Origin of the sequence: Mycobacterium nebraskense, from assembly GCF_002102255.1 — a bacterium.
GTDB lineage: Bacteria > Actinomycetota > Actinomycetes > Mycobacteriales > Mycobacteriaceae > Mycobacterium > Mycobacterium nebraskense.
In genome coordinates this window covers 13962-35145 of sequence record NZ_LQPH01000051.1, presented here as the reverse complement: position 1 = coordinate 35145, position 21184 = coordinate 13962, and the positions used below count along the sequence as shown (strand labels likewise).

The 21184-nt window shown below is 62.8% G+C and carries 20 protein-coding genes and 1 pseudogene; 8 read left to right on the top strand and 13 right to left on the bottom strand.

The window, feature by feature from the left end; translation table 11 throughout:
• Positions 1-54: 54 nt before the first annotated feature.
• Both AWC17_RS05775 and AWC17_RS31935 read right to left on the bottom strand, forming a co-directional pair.
• On the bottom strand, positions 55-543 hold the full coding sequence (locus AWC17_RS05775; protein ID WP_231614261.1) for a hypothetical protein: 489 nt from the start codon (positions 541-543) through the stop codon (positions 55-57).
• A 170-nt stretch (positions 544-713) separates the two neighbouring features.
• Positions 714-851, bottom strand: coding sequence for a hypothetical protein (locus AWC17_RS31935; protein ID WP_167380249.1), 138 nt, complete (start codon positions 849-851; stop codon positions 714-716).
• 198 nt (positions 852-1049) lie between these two features.
• Here AWC17_RS31935 and AWC17_RS05770 point away from each other — a divergent pair, with 198 nt between their 5' ends.
• The gene (locus AWC17_RS05770; RefSeq protein WP_047323913.1) at positions 1050-1586 is read left to right on the top strand and encodes a hypothetical protein; all 537 of its coding nucleotides are present in this window, start codon (positions 1050-1052) and stop codon (positions 1584-1586) included.
• A 197-nt stretch (positions 1587-1783) separates the two neighbouring features.
• Here the strand turns inward: AWC17_RS05770 and AWC17_RS05765 are convergent, their stop codons facing one another.
• From AWC17_RS05765 to AWC17_RS05730, 7 genes are all read right to left on the bottom strand, one after another.
• Complete coding sequence (locus AWC17_RS05765; RefSeq protein ID WP_047323895.1) at positions 1784-2563, bottom strand: SseB family protein; 780 nt, start codon at positions 2561-2563, stop codon at positions 1784-1786.
• Between the two features lie 226 nt (positions 2564-2789).
• Entirely contained in the window at positions 2790-3029 is a 240-nt protein-coding gene (locus AWC17_RS05760) for a hypothetical protein (protein ID WP_047323896.1), read from the bottom strand.
• A 187-nt stretch (positions 3030-3216) separates the two neighbouring features.
• A complete protein-coding gene (locus AWC17_RS05755) occupies positions 3217-4773 on the bottom strand; it encodes an AlbA family DNA-binding domain-containing protein (RefSeq protein ID WP_047323897.1) in 1557 nt (518 codons plus the stop codon).
• A gap of 255 nt (positions 4774-5028) precedes the next feature.
• On the bottom strand, positions 5029-6981 hold the full coding sequence (locus tag AWC17_RS05750) for a hypothetical protein (RefSeq protein ID WP_047323898.1): 1953 nt from the start codon (positions 6979-6981) through the stop codon (positions 5029-5031).
• A 446-nt stretch (positions 6982-7427) separates the two neighbouring features.
• On the bottom strand, positions 7428-7940 hold the full coding sequence (locus AWC17_RS05745) for a hypothetical protein (RefSeq protein WP_047323914.1): 513 nt from the start codon (positions 7938-7940) through the stop codon (positions 7428-7430).
• A 474-nt stretch (positions 7941-8414) separates the two neighbouring features.
• Positions 8415-8996 (bottom strand): hypothetical protein, encoded by a 582-nt coding sequence (locus tag AWC17_RS31930; RefSeq protein WP_141224516.1) that lies wholly within the window; start codon positions 8994-8996, stop codon positions 8415-8417.
• Between the two features lie 157 nt (positions 8997-9153).
• Entirely contained in the window at positions 9154-10188 is a 1035-nt protein-coding gene (locus tag AWC17_RS05730; protein WP_047323901.1) for a tyrosine-type recombinase/integrase, read from the bottom strand.
• 355 nt (positions 10189-10543) lie between these two features.
• Here AWC17_RS05730 and AWC17_RS05725 point away from each other — a divergent pair, with 355 nt between their 5' ends.
• Both AWC17_RS05725 and AWC17_RS05720 read left to right on the top strand, forming a co-directional pair.
• Positions 10544-11170, top strand: coding sequence for a TetR/AcrR family transcriptional regulator (locus tag AWC17_RS05725; protein WP_089150880.1), 627 nt, complete (start codon positions 10544-10546; stop codon positions 11168-11170).
• 184 nt (positions 11171-11354) lie between these two features.
• Complete coding sequence (locus AWC17_RS05720) at positions 11355-11564, top strand: hypothetical protein (RefSeq protein WP_047323903.1); 210 nt, start codon at positions 11355-11357, stop codon at positions 11562-11564.
• A gap of 2 nt (positions 11565-11566) precedes the next feature.
• Here the strand turns inward: AWC17_RS05720 and AWC17_RS32560 are convergent, their stop codons facing one another.
• The 3 genes from AWC17_RS32560 to AWC17_RS05710 all read right to left on the bottom strand — a co-directional run bounded on the left by AWC17_RS32560 (position 11567) and on the right by AWC17_RS05710 (position 13957).
• Positions 11567-11743 carry a hypothetical protein gene (locus tag AWC17_RS32560; RefSeq protein ID WP_156181225.1) on the bottom strand — a complete coding sequence of 59 codons (177 nt, stop codon included), beginning with the start codon at positions 11741-11743 and terminating at the stop codon, positions 11567-11569.
• Positions 11744-12140: 397 nt separating this feature from the next.
• Entirely contained in the window at positions 12141-12875 is a 735-nt protein-coding gene (locus AWC17_RS05715) for a TetR/AcrR family transcriptional regulator (RefSeq protein ID WP_047323904.1), read from the bottom strand.
• Between the two features lie 14 nt (positions 12876-12889).
• Positions 12890-13957 (bottom strand): IS110 family RNA-guided transposase, encoded by a 1068-nt coding sequence (locus tag AWC17_RS05710; protein WP_192579516.1) that lies wholly within the window; start codon positions 13955-13957, stop codon positions 12890-12892.
• A gap of 886 nt (positions 13958-14843) precedes the next feature.
• On the opposite strand from AWC17_RS05710, the gene AWC17_RS05705 reads away from it, so the two are divergent.
• The 5 genes and pseudogenes from AWC17_RS05705 to AWC17_RS05680 form a co-directional block, all read left to right on the top strand.
• Positions 14844-16145, top strand: a complete 1302-nt coding sequence (locus AWC17_RS05705; RefSeq protein ID WP_047323916.1) for an MCE family protein — start codon at positions 14844-14846, stop codon at positions 16143-16145.
• A gap of 377 nt (positions 16146-16522) precedes the next feature.
• Entirely contained in the window at positions 16523-17161 is a 639-nt protein-coding gene (locus AWC17_RS05695; protein ID WP_083179448.1) for a TetR/AcrR family transcriptional regulator, read from the top strand.
• A 294-nt stretch (positions 17162-17455) separates the two neighbouring features.
• Positions 17456-18625, top strand: a complete 1170-nt coding sequence (locus AWC17_RS05690; protein WP_082147712.1) for an IS3 family transposase — start codon at positions 17456-17458, stop codon at positions 18623-18625.
• Positions 18626-18708: 83 nt separating this feature from the next.
• Positions 18709-19853, top strand: a protein-coding gene (locus tag AWC17_RS05685; protein ID WP_089152512.1) for an IS3 family transposase whose coding sequence is annotated in 2 segments (ribosomal slippage) — positions 18709-18976 and positions 18976-19853 — 1146 coding nt in all. Because the reading frame shifts where the segments join, the coding sequence is not laid out codon by codon here.
• A 63-nt stretch (positions 19854-19916) separates the two neighbouring features.
• Positions 19917-20249 (top strand): annotated as a pseudogene (locus AWC17_RS05680) (transposase); the annotation flags it as partial.
• Positions 20250-20439: 190 nt separating this feature from the next.
• On the opposite strand, the gene AWC17_RS05675 reads toward AWC17_RS05680, so the two are convergent.
• Positions 20440-21147 carry an enoyl-CoA hydratase/isomerase family protein gene (locus tag AWC17_RS05675; protein ID WP_047324124.1) on the bottom strand — a complete coding sequence of 236 codons (708 nt, stop codon included), beginning with the start codon at positions 21145-21147 and terminating at the stop codon, positions 20440-20442.
• Positions 21148-21184 lie beyond the last annotated feature (37 nt).

Genomic DNA, 21184 nt, shown 5'->3' with positions numbered 1-21184 from the left:
CGCATCGCCTCGTCACTCGGCGCAGTAGAGAGGCGCGAGTGGCTGGCGGCGCGCTCAGGTCGGGCAGGCGCGTGCCAGCGTGGCCAATTCGTCGCCGAACTCGCGGTTAACCTGGCCTGCCGCCTTCGCCGATGGTGGCAGTTGCGGTTTCAAGGGATCTTGTTTGTCCAGTTCGGCGTTCATCTGGTTGGCATCTTTCATGAATTCGCGCGCCAGCGCCGCGGCTCGTTGCGCGTGCGCCGACAGCTCGGGTGCGGTCACCTGGCCGGCGTGCTGCTGCAGACCGTCGAGCCAGGCCTGGTAGTCGCCGGCAGCCGGTACCACGTCTGGTTCGTACGAGCCGGGCGGCGCGAACCGCGTCTTGGCTTTCAGCGAGGCCTGCGTATCGCGGTTGAACTCGATGAATTGCCGCACACTCCAACACGGTTGTGCCCGCTCATCGATGCGCCACGCGACGACCCCGCCTGCGGCCGCCGCAGCCACGCACACCAGCGCCAGCAACCCTCGAGCGATCCTGCGGCTACGGACACTGTTGGCGACCACGCGACCAACGTACTTGCTGATCACGCACAAGTCGGTGCGGTTAGCGCGTGTAGCTCGCGTGAACGACACCACGCAGTGCGTTTTGGCAGGGGAAATGTCCTAAGGTCGCCCGCGAGTCCGGGTCAGCACCACGTGCTTGCCTGCTTTAGCAGCGGTGTTGCGTTGTAGGTCTATTGCTGGTTGGTGCGGCGCCTGCCGGACCACGCCCGGTAACCCATCAACACCGCGAGGCCTCCGGTACTGATCAAGCCCAGCCACGTGCCGTGGATGACGTTTACCACGAACAGGATCAGGCATAGCGCAGCCATCACGGCGAAGAACACTGGGCTATATAGGCGGGTCCTTTTCACGCGCGTTCTCCCCTTCAGTGGCCTGCCTGGCGGTTGAGCATGCCAGTTCATTCATCCAGTCTGTGCTGTAGGCGTATATCACGGTAGGCATTTGTTGGCGTCCCCACCCATCAAAAAGCGTCCGTTCACCACCGGGGCGCAGGGATAATGGATGTCATGAATCGGATCGGCCAGGCGGTCGCGGGCTTGCTGGCCATGCTGGCCACGGTCCCGGCGGTCGCCGCGCAGGCTGCGCCGGCCGCCCCAGACTTCTCCTCCTACCCAAAGGCATCTGAGAGCGACTACACGGTGCGCCCCGGCCTGGCCTACTCAGTGCGCGGCTTCCGCACACCCAGCGGCCTGTACTGCACGTCATCCAATCACCGCATGATGTATGCGATGAACTGCACCGGGCCGTTCGCTAGCGCCCCTGGAGGAGCGAACACAGTGAGCCTGTTCGAATCAGGCACCGTCGTCAGCCCAATCAAGTTCACCAGCGTTGAAAACCCAAGCCCTGGCAGTAAGCCCGAGTTCGAAGGCCACCCGCTCAACCTGCTACCCAAGAACACCGCATACGCATTCGACGACGCAATCTGCGTATGGACCGACACGATTGCACTGGCCTGCCGAATCGGCTCAGGACAGACCTACACCGGGTTCATCGCCACATCTGATACCACGACCACCATCGGCAATCTGACAGACGGTGGATGACTGGCTGCGGTCGGTGCGCTACTTGTCGTCGATGACGTCGGCCAGGCACGGTAGCTGACCACAAGCATGGGCACCTTTGCAAACAACGTCGGGTCGCTCTTCCGGCCAGCTTTGGCGCCTACGCCCAGGTGTTTAACAGCCGTATCTCCGTAGCCCTGATTGCATTGGAGCACAGCTGATTTCACTCCCAACCGCGTTTATTCGCCGAGGAGCTCGGCCAACGAAACCCACAGGAACGGGCCGGCGGGGTTGATGACGATCCCGGTGTGCCCCTGTTCGCGGGCCATGTGCACCACCTGCTCGATCGTCAGCGATATGGCCGCGTCGGCAGGGTTGAAGGCCAGGACTTCCGGGGCGCTGGTGAAGGCGAAGATGCTCGTCGTGCCGTTCGGATGTGTGGTGATGCGAACACCCACTCCGCCGCGCGAATCATCGCCGGCCAGCACCATAGGGCCGTTGTCGCGCAGCACCTGCACCACGGCCTGCCTGTCGGCTTTCCCGTCGGTGTGGTCGGCTAGGGCCTGCTTGAGCCGCTCGTTGTTGCCGTTGCGCAACGCGAAATCAATCTCGGGGGCTGACAGGGCACATGTGGGCCCGGCCGGATCAATGTAGAGCCATGCGTTGCCCTGGCTTCGGGCCAGCTCCAGCGCCCCGATGGCCGGCTGAACCAGTGACGCGGTGGTCGCACCGGGCGGGTGCAGGCGGGCGATTTCCTCGTTGCGGGTGTAGCAGAACAGCGCCGAACCGCCATTGGGGCCAGTGCCGCCCCGGAATTGCAAGTGCGAGCCCGTGGCGAACGGTTCACCGGTCAATGCGTCAGAGCCGGTGATGTCCAACAGCACCTCCCCGTACATGCACAACCGCAGCACCTCAACCGCGCCGCGTTGGTTGGGCTGGGCGGCGAACGCTGCCACGGCTCGCCGCAGCACCACGTTGTCCACCAGTCTGGCGCGATCGGGGTAGCCTGCAGGTGTCATGTCGTGTGAAAGCCCCTGACCTATCTCGGATAACGACCAGCGATGGTTCCCCCGCCTCAGACGATATCGCCCCGCCGCCCGGCTTTCGGAGTTTTACCGCGCCGCCTCGAGGTAGTGACGAGCGCGGCGGTCTACACGTACGCCAGAAGCCGCAGTGAGCGGACTGGCGATGTGCAGATCGTTTACCTGACCGTGCTGGGGCGAGTGCCCAGCCCGCTCAGGTGTGTCACCAACCCATATCGCGGACCACTTCGGCCTGGGCTGCCGCGATCTCTTCGGCAGTTGCCGCGGTCACGTCCTCGTCGGCAGCCCATTCAAATCGGCTCAAAAGATCTGCCAGCGCCTGCTTTTGCGCCGGATGGGTGACCGGTACCGTGTTCAGATCAGTATGGGCCAGCCAGTCGGCCAAGACGATCGCGTCGGCACGCCACAACCGCACGCTGACAGTGGGCACCTTCTCATCCATGACTGTTATCGTGCCACCGCCACGTCAGCGGTTGTGGCCAGCCGATGGGGACCGCGGAATCCGGAACAGTCTCAGCGCAGTTCGCGTATTCGGTCTGCGTCGCATGACTCAGGACGACTGGCCGTTTCGCCATCGAGCCAGCACGGGGCAGTCAGTGTCTATCGAAGGCATCCTCGCGACTAGCTGGTCAGAAAGGTCCGCGGCGGAGCTGCGCCACAGTAGCCGTCCACACGGTGTCTGCGGCTTCCTGTAGCCGTTTCTTTGATCCCCCGAACAGACCGGCTTCTAGGGGTGGCCATTGGTCGCCCGCGCTTCGCGCGTCCATCAACATGTGCGCCACCTCGGTCTCCTCGAAGGGGTAGCTCTCGGCCGCGTGCTTGACGAACAGCCCCAGCCAGGGTTGGTCGAGGAGGCCTGGGTTACGTTGAGCCGCCAGATCGCTGACAACAAGGGCGAAAAGGAGCTCGGCGGCATCGAACAGCCGGATGTACTGGGAATCGGTGCGGTCGGGAAAGTACGACCGCAGCGCATCGAACAAGAAATCCGAGACTGGGTAGACCGGTCGGCGCGGAAGTCGACCCGCTGCGAGGTCCTCCAGCAGCTGTTTGGTGAGTGCGCCTGTCTGGGCGGCACGTAGGGCAAGTCCGAGATGCCGCTCGTGGCCGACAATCTCCCAGGGGCCAGCCTTATCGAGGACCGCCACCTTGCGGTTCGTGAAAAGGGACCAATCGACGGTGGCATCGACGGTCAGAGTGCGGACGGCGCGATAGTTCTCGTGTTCAACTGCCGCGATCGTGCCGGCGTACATCGTGAGCGTGGCTGGCAGCATTGCCAACGCTTCCAGCTGTTGGTTTCGGACACTCGTGATGAGCGAACCGCTCTGTTGGGCAAGCGGTCTCGGCTCGGCGAGCGCCGTGATGAGCTGTCGATATTCGACTTCAAGGAAAGCGCTTTCGACGCGACAGCCTTCGATGACGAGAGGAAGCAAAGGCGCTGCGGCCGTGCGGTAGCCATCAGCGATCTCGACGTATTGGATGATCTGCTCCGTCGGCACACGACTAGCGAAGCCGGGTGGGAATCGTTCAGGGTCGCTGCATGCGTCGATCACACCACGGGCGGCGCTGCGGAGCAGCCGGCCGGTCAAACGGTAGTTGCCGCTGCTGATTGCCTCGTCGAACGCGTCGCTGTCAGAGACCGGGGGGTCTTGCAGGAGCCGGTTCTGCAGTTCGTTGAGCTCTCGATGGGTTGCCGGCTCGGAGCCGGAAATGCCGCGGCGGAACACAGTTCCGGACTTGTAGCTCTCGTAGTCCTTGACCAGGGAGTGGATCCGGTCGCCGGGCTGCGGTGGTGCGACCGTGATGATCAGGACGTGTTGCCCGCGGAACTCGACGTAGTCGACGTCCCAGTGTGGTCCGTCGACGTAGGTTCGCAGCATCGCGGCGAGGTCGGCCGCGTCGTGTACCGCGACGCCGTCGAGCACGCCGACAGGTGAAACGCCCACGACGAGGTACGCTTCGCCCCCGCACTCGCGGGCCGCGTTCACCGGGTCGCGATTGGCGAAAGCGATGATCGCTTTGGCGGCGCTGACCTTGTCCTTGGCCTTGGAGAAATCCAGGGTGCTTTTCCACTCGACCCAATGGGTCTCGGGTGTGGTGGTCGAGGAGGCGTGAAAAATCGCCTCGACGAGTTTGTCCAAGCGGTGGCTGCGTCGAAACGACGCCCTCGTATCTAGGTTGAGACCCATAGCGGTCGAGCATATTCCCGCCACCACGGTGCGTCGCGCAGTTGCGGTCGGTCGAAAAGTCAAACCAGATCTCTGGAACCGAACATCGCCCAGCGATACGGTCGCGCCGCGCGAGAGATGCCCGCATGTGTGATCGATTCTCAGGCGCCGGCGCCGACCGTTGTTCAACAATGAGCATCGAGATACCGACGAACGTCGAGTCCCATATTGTTCCACTAGCGCTTAGTGCACCGTCGCCAGCGATCTGCGCCCGGCCTAGTTGCCGTTGAGCAGGTTGATCACCATTCCGCTGTTCTTCAGGATGTGGTCGCTCAGCGGCAGTGTCGGCGCGCCATAGCTGAGGAGGTACAGCTGCAAAGACGCCATGCCGTATTTCGAAGCTGCGGTGCGCCATTTCGCGATCAGATCCATCATGTTGGGGTTCTTGCCGCCCTTCGCCCCGATGTTTGCCATACCCTCCAGCAGTTGGAGGTCTGAGAGCGGAACGATGCCGGGTGCGTACACCTGCGGCTGAAGATGCTTGAACGCCCTCACGCTTCGGATATTGATGTCGAACTGAGCCAACAGTCCGTTGGTAACGCCGGCGTCGGGCACGATGACCAGCGGGGCGTACATCGTTTTGTTGTCGACCTTGTGGCCTTCCCAGCCGCGGTGCTTCTGGACGAGGTCGATGGTGGATAGCAGCTGACTGTACTTGCCGTGGTCGGTATCCATGAATATCTTCTCGACGTCGGCGCTGTAGGCTTCCCACGTCGCTAGCCCTTGCGCCGCATCCTCTTTCACCGCGTGATTTGTCGCGTCGATCACCACGCAGTGATCCTTGCCGAGAATCAACCAGTCGCACACCGACGGCTCTACGCCCTTCTTCTGCGTCCATGCGGCCTGCATGTCGGGCTCGTCGGCAATCGCGAGTAGATGAGGGCACTTGTCGACGATGCGGTGGAGAATGCCCGCGACGAACTGTTCGAAGGCGTCGTTCATCGCGGTCTTGAACCGATGTCGGGCCGATCCGGGGAGGCTGGCCCACGCTTCGAAGTAGAGCTGGCCGCCGCAGAGGCGGTCGAGGGCCCACTGGTGGCGGATGGTGACGAATGCGTTGTCGTTGATGGCGAGGAACGGGTACCGCGTGAGGGTGTATCGCTGGTGGCCGATTTCCCCGGCGTTGCGATCCTCCTGCAGCTTCGTCTTGAAATCGTCCAGCTTCAGCGCCATGTTAGTGAAGAGGTAGTCGATCGCCGCCTCGGAGGCGCCGTCGGCGAGCAGTTCATCGCGGCTGAACCGAACCTGTTGATTCTTGGTGCTGCGCTTGATGATACGGAGCCCCAGCCGCATGATGTCGATCAGTTCGACCTCGGTGGCGATCTTGAAGGCCTCGGCGGGCGTCGCGCCCAATCCCGTGGTCTTAGATCTCGGTGCCCACTTGGTGAACCACAGATCGTAGGTGTTTGAAAGTACGATCTCGAGCCTCAGCGGTGCGTTGAAGAGTGCCGACGCGATTTCGCCCTGGATAAGGGGTTTCGCGTATTCATGCAGCTCTTCGAGGCCCATCTTCGGCAGCTTGTGCTGAAGCTTCGCGATTTCATCCGTGGTGGGCACGTCGCCCGCGAACTCAGAGTTGAGATTTTGCTCCGTCGTGATCGACAGCAGCAGCTGCGTCAGGGTATTGCGATCGATCGCCGGCGCGGCGTGATCCGTCGACGCGTATTCGATGATTTCGCGCTGCAGCTGTGCTGTCGCGCGGGGCGAGATGAGCATGTCGCCATAGATGATGATTCGTTTGAGGACCTTCTCGGACAGGCCACCCTCGCCCCCGCCGGCGAGGAAGTCGCCCTCAACGTCACGCACGCCCCGGGTGGTCGAGTAGGCCACGTCCCACTGCGCCTGCACGCAGGCGACGGTCTCGAGGGAGTGGTAAAGGCTGACCCCGCCAAGCAGTTCGCGACGTTCGTCGTATGTAATTGGGTCCAGCCCAAAGAGGCCGCACACGATCAGCTGCGGCTGTGAGCTCACGAACGACATGACCTTTGAGATCGGATCTTCGGACGGCCAGCCCCCAGCCAGCCCGAACGGCGGCATCTTTCCCGACGGCGGCCATGGCGGCGGCTGATTTCCCGTCGGCTTTGGGTTGGACTTCCCGCCCTTCAACTGCGCAGGTTCGTGGTCGCGCTTCTCGGCGCGCTCCTTTCGGATTCGGGCGCCTTTACCCATCGGCGGCAAATCCTCTCTCGTTCTAGCAGCTCTTCGATCTGGCGGGTCGACGGATCACCGCCCTGGTCGCGGATCGATCGGCGCACAGCGACGAGCCACGTCAGCGCGGCGTCGATGTCTGGCGAGTGCGCAAGCATCAAGGGTAGAAGTGCCGCCCGACAAGTCGTGGCGGAATCGAGCGGCGGCCGGCGGGGAGCGTGGTGACGACCGCCGACGACATATGTAGTTGATCAGCGGAGCTGACCACGGGGCATGGTCTTGGGCCGTGAAGCAGGATCAGGACTCAGCACTGACGGTGTGTTCTGAACCGTCAGTGGCTTTAGGACCGTTCGGGCCGCCCAATGGGTCGAGCCCGGCGATCCATTGGCGGCGAGACTGATGAAGAAGGCGGCTTCGACTAGGCCCACGGTCAAAGAGACAGCCATCGAAGACTGAACCAACCTGGTCTAGTTCATTTCAGGTACCGCAGCAGTTCGCGCACGGATGGCGTCACGCCTTAACGTGTTTGCCAGTTCGGGTTGATCGGTGAGGTCAGCCACCGTGGTGAAGATGCGTGCGATGCGGAGAAACATAGCCGGGGGAGCAGACACATCGCCCTGCGAGCTCTCGGACTGCATAAGCCCAGCAACGGACAGCAGCTCGGTGATCTCGAGTCGGCGAGCCGCGCGTTCGTCGTCTTCAAGCGCCGCGGTGCGCTCACACGCGAGCAGACTTTCGGCCAGACCGGCAATAAGCCGGCCGAGCCCGGAAACGCTGATCTGTGCGGTGCGGGGAAGGGAAAACAGGTCACCGCCAGGTTCCTCAGTAGCGAACGTTGCCACTAACCGGTCGGCAAAAGCGTCTAGGGCGGATACGTCGAAACTGCGCTGCGCCTGGTGCCAGCTGATGCCAAGACGGTCCGCGATGCGCGAAAGCCTCTCTCGTAAAAGGGATTCCGCAGCGGCGACAGAGATCGTCATCCCGCGATCGTCCGCGAGCGCCGCCAACCTGGTCGCAGCCTGCCGAAGCCACCCGCCGGGCTCACCTTCGCCTCGATCGCGGGCCTTACCCACCGCGTCGTGCACCGGTTGGGTAGATGTGCGCGGCCAGATCCGGATCACTCACCACCGTGATCCATTCCCTCACGCCGACGTAACGCTTCCGCTCGGAGTGCGATGCCGACATTGTTAAGTCGGAACTCGTACTCACCGGAGGCCACGAGAAACCAGTCACCAGTGCCGAAGTCACCCCGGTCCATCACCAAGCGCATGGCGCTTCTGATGGCGTCAGTGCTATCACCTCTGAAGCTCGCCAGATGCCCGGCATGGTCGTCGTACATGTGCCATTCGGGCTGCCCACTCAGCCGCTGCCGCAATGGGCCATCCTCGAAACTGGCTCTGAACCCTTGCAGCAGCCGGTACGTCGTGGGGCAACTGCTGCCTGTAGGGCTATGGTCACTCATGAGATGCCTCTCGCACACGTTGTGCCCATCTCTCATGAGCGGATTGCGCCGACATGCCAGCTGCTGCACCAATTCTCGCCCACGACATCTGTCGACCGCGTGCGTGCAGGACGGCCCGATCCAATTGTCGTTCGCCAGAACGAATCACCGCGAGTGCGGCTGCGATCTCAGCTTCGGCGTCGATGTCGCTGATGTGCTCGTTCCACCACACGGCGTGGCCCGCCTCATCCGCATCACCGCCACTGACTACATCCAGGACGTCGTCGTCTGCTGCGAAAATACGAAAGGCAGCGGGATCGTGTCGCACCGGGGAGGGAACGCGCGTCCAAAGCTCTTGACTGACCCAGCGTTTCCTGGGCATTACGTCACCAGGCGCGTAGCAGTTGCAGATAACGCGCCAGCCAACGACGTCGCCGGCGGGCCTGGTCACAAACGCGGCGTCACCGCCGTGTCGGCGCACCGCCTCCTGGCCCCATGTACCGTCGCCATACTGGTCGACGGCAAGGTGTCCTGGTGGGATTCCGGTGCCGAGAATTCCCAGCGCGCCGCGGCCATCGTCGAACTCGGCGGCCATGAACCCCTCGTGCCATTCGCTGCCACGGTCGCCAAGCGAATGCTCCCATCCCATGGATGGGAGTCTAGTCGGTGCGTCAAGATATCCTGATGCAACTGAGCTGGTTCATCAGGACTACCTGACGTAACGTAGAATCTTGCAGAAAGACTGGGGAGCTTTATGGTTCCCGAGCGGTTTCGATCAGCCCATACAGCGGGTTTTGCGCAGCGGCTGCACGGTTCTCCACGCCGGCTCCGTCAACGTAGCGTTGCGAGGTCACCATCGAGTCGTGTCCAAGAAGCTTCATCAGCGCGTACACGCTGACGTTCCCGTTGGCGAGTTCGGTGGCGAAGGTGTGGCGGAAACCGTGTACCAAGACTCCGGCGGCGCGTTGACTGTTCAGCCCCGCTTTCTTGAACGCGCGTAGTACCCGGTACTGGAGCGTGCCCCGTGTCATCCGCTTACCGTCGCTGCCGACGAATAGTGGAGCGGTGGCCGCCCAGGCGGCAAGCCCGGTTTCGGCGGACCGCCGCTTTGTCGTGCCTGGAAAGCGAGCTGCTCGGGATCCCAGATACGCCTCGAGTTCGCGAATGAGGGCGTGTTCTATCGGTATTCGGCGATCTTTGTTTCCCTTGCCGTGGACGTGGATGACGCCTCCCCCATCGGTGGGTCGAATATCGCCGACGTCGGCACGCACCAGTTCGTCTGCCCGCAGTCCGGCGAGCACAGCCGTCAGGACGATAGCCCGGTCCCGCTCGGACCAGTCGGAACGGCGCCTTGAACCTTGGTCCAGATCGATCGCCGCCAGCAGCCCGGAAACCGTCTCGGCGCCAAGGCCTTTCGGGAGCGTCTTAGCGACTTTGGGTCGGCCGATCAGTGACATCGGATTAGCTGCGATAACGTCGCGGCTATAGAGGTAGTCGCACAACGTGTTCCAGTTCGACCAGCATCGCCGAATCGATGCGGCCGAGTGGGTCTGCGCGTAAGTGGCGAAGGCGGTCCGCAGCGCGTCCTTGATCAGGACATCGGGCCTCAAATCAACGACCTGCTCGGGGATGTCGGCAAGCAGAGTGGCGATGGCGTCGAAATCTTGGCGGTATGCCCTCATCGTATGGGGTGACGGCTTGCGTATCGCACGATCGGCGAGGAATTCCAAAAACCATGGCGGGTAACTGGATTCCCTATTATTGTGGCCGGGACGCGGCGGTGCCATGAAGCAATGGTCGCACGATTTGATGGATAACGGCAATTATCCATGATTGACGCGTGTTGCCCGATACCAGCGGGGATTGCGCATAGGCAACGCCGCCATGGAGTTCTTCTGTGCCCGGATACGGGTCGAGCTGCTCAACACCCGGGCTGGGAGACCAGCATGGAATTGGCCGGTGCGATAGCCGACTACTTCGACAACTTCTATAACGTTGAACGCCGCCACAGCTATCTTGGCAACATCAGTCCGGCAGCCGTATGAGACGCTCTGGGTATCCACCAATTGTGCACCCAACGCGCATGACCACGGCTCCAACCGATGGGGACAGTCACTGGGAAACAAAACCTGCGACGGTTCTATCGTGGGCACTGTGTCCCAGATCGCCGATCGTCCCGCGGACTCCTCACAGTGGTCGCCGCGGGAGGCCGAGGTGCTTGCGGTGACGTTAAGCCTGCTGCAGCAACACGGGTATGACCGGTTGACGGTGGACGCGGTGGCGGCCGCCGCCCGCGCCAGCAAGGCGACGGTGTACCGGCGATGGCCGTCGAAAGCCGAATTGGTGCTGACCGCGTTCATCGAGGGGATCCGCCAGGTCGTGGTCCCGCCCGATACCGGCACACTGCGGGGAGATTTGCTGGAACTTGGGGAGTTGGTGAGCCAACAGGCCCGCCAGCACGCCAGCACCATCCGCGCGGTGCTTGTCGAGGTGTCGCGTAACGCCGCGCTCAACGAAGCGATACGGCATCAGTTCCTCGAGCAGTGGAAAGCCTCGGTCCAGCACATCCTGAGGCAGGCCGTCGACCGCGGTGATATCGCCGGCGCCGCCATTAACGACGAACTTTGGGACCTACTGCCCGGCTACCTAATATTCCGGTCCATCATCCCTAGCCGACCCCCCACCGGTCGCACCGTGCAAGCGCTCGTCGTTGAGTTCATCATTCCCAGCCTCACCCGACCCACTGGGCAAGGCGGTTCAGCCCCCTGATTGCCTTCGGCGACGCCTCGCAGGCGTGAAAATGTGGTCGGGTTGCCCACCGACGCCATTTCACTCTGGTTTGTGAGCCTGTGGTTTAGCCTGGCGCCGGGCCCGACCTGGGAGGGTCACGCACTGGCGCTTCGAGCAGGCTGGTCAACGTCCGCGACGTGAAGCACGACAAGTTGGACGCGGTGTGGCTGGCAAGTTCACCGAGAACGGCATGCTGCGGCCATCGTTCGTGCCGCCGGCACCGGGGCGGCGGCTGCACGATTACACACGGCTGCGGGTCGACCTGACCGGCGGACGCGCCCGCTACTGGCGGCAGCTGGAGAAGCTGCTCGAGGACGCGTTGATTAAGCTGCTCGAGGACGCGTTGATTAAAGTGCCGGCGGTGGCGCGTTGAAACTAGTCACCGTCTCGGTTCGCGACATGCTTGAGGCGTTGATCGCTGGCGAGCGCGACGCCGGACAACTCGCTGACCTGGCCCGCGGCCGGATGCGGGTCAAACACGGCGCCTTGTCGAGGCCTTGACCGGCCGATTTCGACGACCACCACGCGGAGCGAAGCCGGATGCTTGCTCACCTGATTGACACCCTAAGCGCGCGGATCGAACCCTAACCATTCGCATCGACGAGCAACTGAGCGCCCTGACCGACGTGGCAGCCACAGCGGCGACACCAACGCGAGCGCGGCCGGCGGCGGGCCAGGCCAGATCATCGTCGACGACACCATGGCCGCCCGACAGACGCTTCCGGAGATCGAGCGTCTCGACGAGATCGCCGGCGCCGGAACGGCTCGGCGTACAGCTGATCCTGGCCGAGATCGCGCCGATATGACCCCAATTCCCGACCGCCGCGCACCTGGTGCAAACGGCAGTCGCTACCGGATTAGTTCGCGGTCAGCCCGCGTTCAGTACGCGTTTCCGCACAGCGGCGGGACGCAGGTGCGTGGCGGCCACCCGTCCAGGTCGCCTCCGGAACTATCTGTCGTTGCCGATCTCGTGGTCGGCAATTGGCCACACTCGGGTAGCCGGAGCGGCTGCTGCGGGAAGCTGGTTTGCGGAGGGGGCCTGCGTTGCGGGCTCATCGGCGTGGCGGCGGTGCGCGGCAAGGAAGTCATCGACGATGCGCTCACAGTCTTGACGATCGATGGCACGCATGCCGGTGAGTCGAGCGAACGCGAGTGGCCCCACAAGTTGACACAGGATCAGCTGCGGGTCGAATTCATCGAGGTCGGCGCGGGCTTTGGGGCTTTGCAAAAGGCGATCGAACGGCTGGCGATATTGGTCGACGATTCGTGTCCGCAGCGCGTGCCGATCGTAGGTTTCCTGGGCGCTGCTATTTGATGCTGGGCCAAGCGCGACCCAAGCCAGTGTGGTGACGTGTAGCGGTGCCTCCTGGAACAGCGTGGCTTGTCGGCTCAACAGTTCGATGAGTTGGTCGCGCAACGGACCCGTCCCCGGCGGTGGATGGACCTGCGGCAGCAGCCGTTCAAACGTGGCGGCCAGCAGCTGAGTGGAGCTGCTGAAGTGGCGATACAGGGTCGTGCGCGCGACTTTGGAGACTTTGGTGACCGCGTCAACGGTGACGGCTTCGATGCCGCCGGCGCTGAGGAGCGTGGTGGCAGCATCCAATAGCCGGGTCCTTGAGCGTAGCCGGCGTGGGTCGACGTCGTCATCGTCGTCAACGGGGAATTCAAGGGCGTCGCGCTCCATGTGTTTCTCCTATGTCAAGCCGCTGCCGTTTGGCAAGGCTGGGTCCGGTTGTGGTGATCGGTGTGGAGACGGCTGAACACGATGCGGGATAGGCGTCGTTTGATGCAGCGCAAGGCTTCGTGTTTGGAGTCGCCGGTGGCGACGCGTTTGCGGTAGTAGGCCTGCCCGCAGCCTTGGAGGCGGATCTGGGTGACCGCGATGCGGTGCACGGCCGCGTTGAGTTGCCGGTTTCCAGAGCGAGTCATGCGGACCCTGCCCGCGCTGTTACCTGACCACACCGGGATCGGCGCCACCCCGGCATGGCGAGCGAAGGCGGCCTCGCTCTTGAAACGAGTCACTCCGGCGGTTTCCCCAACGAGTTTGGCCGCGGTCAAGTCCCCACAGCCCGGTATTGCCAGCAGGGTAGGCGCCACGGCGCGAACGCGTTCGCCGATGCGCTTGGCCAACGCATCGATCTGCTCGGTGAGCCGGGTGATGTCGGCCAACTCCTCACAAGCCAGTTCGGCAACCAGGCCCGGGACTGTGATCAGCCACGCGCCCAGGATCTGGCGGTGTTTGGCTCGGTCCAGCGATGCAGCCTTGGGGGCCCGTTCGGGATCGAGTTCATGGACTCGCCAACGCAGCCGGCTAATCGTCGCCGTGCGTTGTGCCACAAGGACTTCGCGGCGGTCAACTAACAACTTCAGCTCGCGCGATATCTCATCATGAGAAGCAATCGGCAGATCAGGTTCACGCAGAAACCCGCGCGCGACCGCCAGTGCATCGATGGGGTCAGACTTACCGCGCGTGCGTGCTGAGGCACGGGTCTGAGCCATCAGCTTCGGTGGGATGCGCACGACCTGCTGCCCTGCGGTGAGAAGGTCGCGTTCTAACCGGGCTGATAGGTGCCGGCAATCCTCGATCGCCCACACCAGCTGGGCACCGAAACATTCCCGGGCCCACATCACCGCTCCAGCATGCCCGGCGGTGGTCGCTTCGACGACCTTCTCCCCGAGCTTGCGCCCAACCTCGTCGACCGCGACAAAGGTGTGCGTGCGCTTGTGTACATCGGCTCCAACAACAACCATGGTGGTTGCCTCCATTCACTGTGAGGTGACGGTTGGGCCGGTCGGCGGACACATCTCAGTCGGGGGGGATGCCACGCTCCTATCAAGTCACGCCGGCCGGTCCTTCACACCTGATGCCGACAAAACGCATGCACGCCAACCCGAAGGCAGCACCGAGCCTATGAGCCAGACACCAGGTGATCAGGATCCAACCACCGCAACACGCGGCGACCTCACCCTGACACTGAAATCACCGTAAGCCCCGCGGGTACCTGGCACGCACCGAATCGTGCCTGCATCGGACGATTGACCCGTCCCAACGCAACTAACACTACTGGTAGTGGTGTAGCGCTACTAGTAGTAGTGTAGCGCTACTAGTAGTCCTTTATCCATATCCGCCTTTACGCCGGAGGAGGATTCATGTCAGGCAAACGGTCGAACGATCCCTGGCTCACAAGCTCCTCGATGCTGCCACTACATGCCATGTCGTCTGGCTGTCGAACGAGCTTTCCGAGTTGTGCGAGCGAAATCGCGCAGACGGAGAGCGATGGTCTGCAATGAATATGCTGCTTGCGCCAACCAAGCCTCACGTGTGGACACGTGCGGTTCGGGATTTCAGGCTCACCGGCCGCGCGATTACCAGTGGCATGCACCGACCGCCGCCGGCCGACCAAGGCCGCGTGCGTCCACGTCATTACCCGCCTCGCTGCTGCTCATACCTCGACGACGGCCTAATGACCCGGGAAATGCATGACCACTTGCGCGAGGAGCCGATCAGACTAACCTCCCGGCTGGCATTTCGCTTACGCCGCTCATGAAACTGACAAGGTTTCGGCGATGGTGCATCGCCATCGTCAAATCACCTGCGCGCCAAGGAGGGTACGTGCTGTCCTGCGCGAGGTACCGAAACGCTGACTGGACGTTGGTCAGGACTCAGACCAACGCCCCGCGGACCCCGCCGTATAAGTGGATCGCCGTGGCCGTGTTGCTCGTTTTCGCGCTGATTTTGGCCTTGGTGTACGGGCAGTTCCGGGGTGCCTTCACCGAAAAGACGCAGCTGACCATGATCGCCACCCGCGCCGGGTCACTGATGGATCCGGGTTCGAAGGTGACCTATAACGGGGTGCAGATCGGCCGGGTGGGCAAGATCGCGGAGACGGTGCGTGATGGGAAGCCGGCGGCGAAGTTCACCTTGGAGGTGTATCCGCGGTATTTGGCGTTGATTCCGTCGAATGTGAATGCCGATATCAAGGCGACGACGGTGTTCGGTGGTAAGTATGTGGCGTTGACGACCCCGGCTCATCCGTCGCCGCAGAAGATTTCGTCGCACACGGTGATCGATGCGCGGTCGGTGACCACCGAGATCAATACCTTGTTTCAGACGATCACCTCGATTGCGCAGAAGGTGGATCCGGTCAAGCTGAATTTGACGTTGAGCGCGGCGGCGCAGTCGTTGACGGGGTTGGGGGAGAAGTTCGGTCAGTCGGTGACCAACGCTAACGCCTTGCTTGATGACGTGAATCCGCAGCTGCCGCAGGCGCGCAAGGATATTGCGCGGTTGGCGGCGCTGGGGGACACGTATGCGGATGCGTCGCCGGATCTGTTCGACTTCTTGAACAACGCGGTGATCACCTCGCGCACCATCAATGCGCAGCAGAAGGATTTGGATCAGGCGTTGTTGGCGGCGGCCGGGTTCGGTAACACCGGTGCCGAGCTGTTCAACAAGGGCGGGCCGTATCTGGCGCGAGGCGCCGCCGACCTGGTGCCCACGGCCCAGCTACTGGACACCTACAGCCCCGAACTGTTCTGCGCCCTGCGCAACTACCACGACATCGTGCCCATCACGGGTGCCTCCGAAGGAGGCTTCAACGGCTACTCGTTAAACATGGACACCGAGGTGCTCTCCGGGCTGGGACTGATCGCGAACCCGGTGTCCGCGGCGCCCGTCATCGCTTCGCTGGTGGGCGGTGTCGCCGGGGTGGTCGGTGGGGCGCCCAACCCCTACATCTACCCCGAGAACCTGCCGCGGGTGAACGCCCGCGGTGGGCCCGGGGGAGCCCCGGGGTGCTGGCAGCCGATCACCCACGACTTGTGGCCCGCACCGGAGTTGGTGATGGACTCCGGCAACAGCCTTGCACCGTACAACCACCTGGACACTGGATCGCCGTATGCGATCGAATACGTCTGGGGCCGCCAGGTAGGGGATAACACAATCAACCCATAAATGGGCATTCCCGCATAGAGTGGGCGATGAGCTTTTGTGGTGGGAGGGTTTTCGCGTGCGAGCACAGTCAGCATCCGGGACAGCTCTCGACGCAATCCTGCGCCGACGCGGATCTGGTCATCAAGCAGATCCCGGTGATGCAGCATCACGTGGCGCAGATCCCAGTCAGGCTCATCCAGGGCGCAAGCAATATCGGCCAGTGGTGATTGCCTTCGCGGGGCGCAGCCGATTCGCGAGCCGGTATTCCACTGCGGCTTTTGTTGAACACCCGCGTGGAATCGATGAGCATTCGCATGGAATGATCGAGGCGACGACCCGCACTTGGCATCATGCCGCCAAAACCGCTAATGCCGCACCGCGGCAAATGACACACTGAAATGGCGCCGCAAAAGGGTAATCGCAGACCGGGCCGCCCGCCTGCCGCGACGGCCGGCGACGCGCGTCAGCGAATTGTCCAAGCTGCTCGTTTGGTGTTTAGCGAACGCGGCTACGACGGCGCGACGCTCCAAAACATCGCCGCGCGCGCCGAACTGAGCCGGCCGGCGATCAACCACTACTTCTCGAGCAAGCGAGCGTTGTATCAGGAAGTGCTGGTTGAGACCAACGAATGCGTCATCGGAGCCGGTGTTAAACATGCGGACATCGAGAATTCGCTGGTGGCTCGCCTGATGGCGTTCATCTCCGCGGCGATGAGAGCCGGTTCGGAAACTTCCGCCGGGTCTGCGTTTTTAGTCACTGGCGTAATCGAATCGCAGCGCCATCCCGAATTGGTTGGCACCGAAAACGATCCCCTTTGGATCATTCGGAAAGTATTGACACGCTTCGTCAACGATGCGATTGAGCGCGGCGAACTCGCTGCGGATATTGATGCATCGGCAATGGTCGAACCGCTGCTCGTCGTGGGTTGCGGCGTGGGGGTGTACGCGGGCTACGTCCGGAGTTACCCGGAGATGGTGGCCATGACCCGAATGCTGCGCCAACTCGTGGAAGGGGCGCTTTGCCCACCCGAGGATTAGCGGGACGGCCGTTATGATGGTGACCCGTTGGGCTCAGCTGTGCTGAAGCCGACCATCCCCCGTCGAAGATCGCCAAAAACTCACCCGACGCCACCACGGTGATGGACGGCACCGCCCCCAACGACGCCGTCCCGCTCATCCGCTTCCTGGTCAGCGATCCTGATTCGGTACATGCGGCCGCGCCTAGGCAGGCTGACCTGGCGTGTTCCCTGTGAATGAGTCCAACAGATCTGTACCCGTGTTGTTGGTCCAGGGTTGTGAGAGTCGAGGGCAGAGTGATCATCGGGAGGTCACATGCCCCGTCAGTATTCGTCTTCGGTGCGCCGGCAAATCGTTGCACGGCTGCGATCAGGGGAACCCGTTGCCGCCTTGGCTGCCGAGACCTGCATCTGTCAGGCCACACTGTTCCGATGGAAACGTCAGGCACTCATCGACGCCGGGCTCATCGAGGGCATTCCGAGCGTGGAAGCCGACGAGCTGGCGGCCGCCTACAAGCGCATCGCGCAGCTCGAGGCCGAGCTGGCCCTCACCCGCGATGCGTGCGAATTGTTCGACGAGCAGGCGGTGGTGCCCCCAAAACGCCGACGCGCGATCACTGAAGGACTGATCGCGCGAGGACATTCCGGCCGATCCGCCTGTCGGATAACAGGATTAACGCGGTCCTTGCTGCAGTACCACCGGCGACGACCCGTCCCGGATCGCGAAGTGCGACGACTGATCGTGGCCGACACGATCACCGAGATCCACCAACGATCACGCGGCACCTACGGCCGCCGACGGATCCGCGCCGCGCTGCTGGCCGACTACGAGATGAACGTCAACCACAAGCTGGTCAACTCGATCATGTCCGAATACGGCCTGCACGGGCTGCCGCGTCCGGGGCGACGAAAGCCCAACCTGATCGGTGTCGACACCCCAGTCGACCTGGTCAATCGGCGATTCACCGCCACAGGGCCCAACCAACTGTGGTGCACCGACATCACCGAACACCCCGCCCGCGACGGCAAGGTGTACTGCTGCGCGATCCTGGACTGCTTCTCACGGATGATCGTGGCCCGCACCTTCTCCACCACCGCCGACACCGCACTGGTCAACAACGCGGTCAACATGGCTGTCGACAACAGAACCCTAAGTAGCCCAACCATTCTGCACGCCGACCACGGCACGCAATTTACGTCCTGGAGCTTCGGGGAGAACATGAGACGTTGGGGCCTGCTCGGCTCATTCGGCACCGTGGGCGACTGCTTCGACAACGCCGCCATGGAGTCGTTCTGGGCCCGCATGCAAGTCGAGCTGCTCAACACCCGCAAATGGGCCACCACCATCGAATTGGCCGCCGCCATGGCCGATTACATCGACAACTTCTACAACGTCGAACGCCGTCACAGCTACCTCGGTAACATCAGCCCCACAGAGTTCGAAACACTCTGGACGTCCACCTATTCGATCCCTCAACTCGCATAACCACGGCCCGAAACGGCGGGAACAGATCAAACCAGTTTTAGAGTCCTGTGGCCCGATGTCGGGCTGGAAGGGACGATGAATAGATGGCTGGTCGGAAGCGGCATTCCGCTGAGGACATCGTGCGCAAACTGCGCCGCGCGGATGAGCTGTCCGCTGCCGGAAAGACCGGCGAGGAGATTGCCGCCGAACTGGATGTGTCGGCGGCGACGCTGTACAACTGGCGGCGCACTTACGGCGGGATGGACACCGATGCCGCCAAGGAGCTCAAGGAGCTGCGCGAGCAGAACGGCCGATTGAAGCGCTTGCTGGCCGACGCCGAGCTGGAGAAGGACGCGCTGCGTGAGGTGGCTAAGGGAAAATTCTGAGCCCGGCTGCCAAGCGCCGCGCCGTGGACATGCTCAAGGAGACGTTGAGCATGTCGGAGCGGTTGGCGTGCAAGGCCGTTGGGCTGGCCCGCTCCACCTACCGCCGCCTGCCGTTGGGGCAGACCCCTGCTGATCCTGACGCCGAAATGAGGGGCTGGCTGCGCGCCTACGCCGCCAAACACCCGTGCCATGGGTTCCGGCGTGCGTGGGCGGCGTTGCGCTTCGACGAGCGCCGTGAGGTCAACAAGAAGAAGATCCACCGGCTGTGGCGCGAGGAAGGGCTGCAGGTGAAGGTGAATTCGCCGCGTAAGCGGGCGGGGGTGTCCTCCATCCCGCCGGTCGACGCCGATGCGCCGAACGTGGTGTGGGCGATCGATTTCCAGTTCGACTCCACCATCGACGGCAAGGCCATCAAGATCGCCTCGATGATAGACGAGCACACCCGTGAATCGCTGTTGCATGTGGTGGAGCGATCGATCACCGCCGAACGGTTGGTGGTCGAGCTCGAGGATGCGTTCGCCGCCGCGGGTGGGCCGCCGAAGGTGCTGCGGATGGACAACGGCCCGGAGTTGGTTTCTCAAGCGCTGCAACGGTTCTGCGAGAACAAGGTCGGGCTGCTCTACATTCCACCGGGAATGCCGTGGAACAACGGATACATCGAATCGTTCAACAACCGACTGAGGAAGGAGTGCCTCAACCGTAACCACTGGAACACCCTGTTCGAGGCCCGCGTGGTCATCGGGGACTTCAAGCTCGAGCACAACCACCGACACCGTCACTCGGCCCTGGGCTACCAAACGCCGGCCCAGTACGCTGCGTCGTGCAGGTGCACCCACACCCCGGTGGCCTGCGTGATCAACTGAATCCGGAACGAAACAACCCGACTCTAGATCGGGGTGGACTCAGTAACGGGGACTCGCCACGCCGACCTGGACTGCCACGTCGTTCTCGACAACGCCTCCACGCATAAGACCCCAGCGGTAAAGCGTTGGCTGACAGCACATCCCCGCTTCGTGTTGCACTTCACTCCCACCAGCTCAAGCTGGCTCAACCTCGTGGAACGCTGGTTCGCCGAACTGACCACCAAAAAACTACGCCGCGGCACCCACACCTCGGTCCGTCAACTCAACGCCGACATCCGCGCCTGGATCCAAACCTGGAACAACAATCCACGCCCCTACGTCTGGACCAAGACCGCCGATCAAATCCTGGCCAGCATCGCAAACTACTGCACCCAAATTAATGACTCAGGACACTAGACCTCGCAGTCCTATGCCGGCGGGTCGCAACACTTAACCCTGTGACCCGGCAGGGCCAGATGATGCCCCGGGGCAATTGGATTGATCCCGCGGCGCCGCGGTAACCGTCTTGGCCACTGCGAGAAATTGTTTCGCGCAATAGTTGTGCGCTCGTCCTGCCTTCCACATCCTGCTGCCTCCCGACGCTTCGTCAAGGACGCCGGAGTGCTTGCATTTCCGTGAGCTCACGGCTGATCGCGTCGAGCGCCGCGTTGCGCCGCCCGCTGGTCATGAGTCGTTTAGTAGCTGCCACGGCATTCGGATCGTGCGTGCTAATTAATGTTGCCGCGGACGAAACCTGTTCGACGAGTTCGGCATCGGGAACCACTCGCCAGGCCAGACCAGTTCGGAAGGCGGCCGCTGCGTCGATCCATTCGCTGGAAAGCATCGCCCACATTGCATCCGCCCATCGCATTCTCGTGGACAGAAGTGCTGAACTGCCTGCCTCTGGCGCGATGCCCAACGCGGTGAACGGAAATCTCAGCCGGGCGGTTTCGGCGAGGAGCACCAGGTCGCAGTACAGCAGCAGCGTGCAGCCGAACCCCACCGCGACCCCGTTGACGGCGCCGAGCAAGGGTTTTTCGAATCCGCCGAGGACGTCGAGAAGTAGGAGGAATTCGTCACCGGCGTGCTGTCGCACGGTATCTGGCGCCGCGGCGTCGAGCAGTGATCGATCGGCGCCAGCAGAGAAAGCTCGTCCACGGCCGGTCAGCACCACGGCCCGTGCCGCGTCATCACGGGCGAGGCGCTGCAGCGTGACCCGCAGCTCCTGATAACCGGCGGCGGTGAACGCGTTAAGACGTTCTGGACGATCGAATGTCAGCCAGGCCACTGCGCCGTCGCGCCGCTCGTGAAGCATGTAAGCCACCCGGACGCCTAGGCGCCGGTCGGTGCGG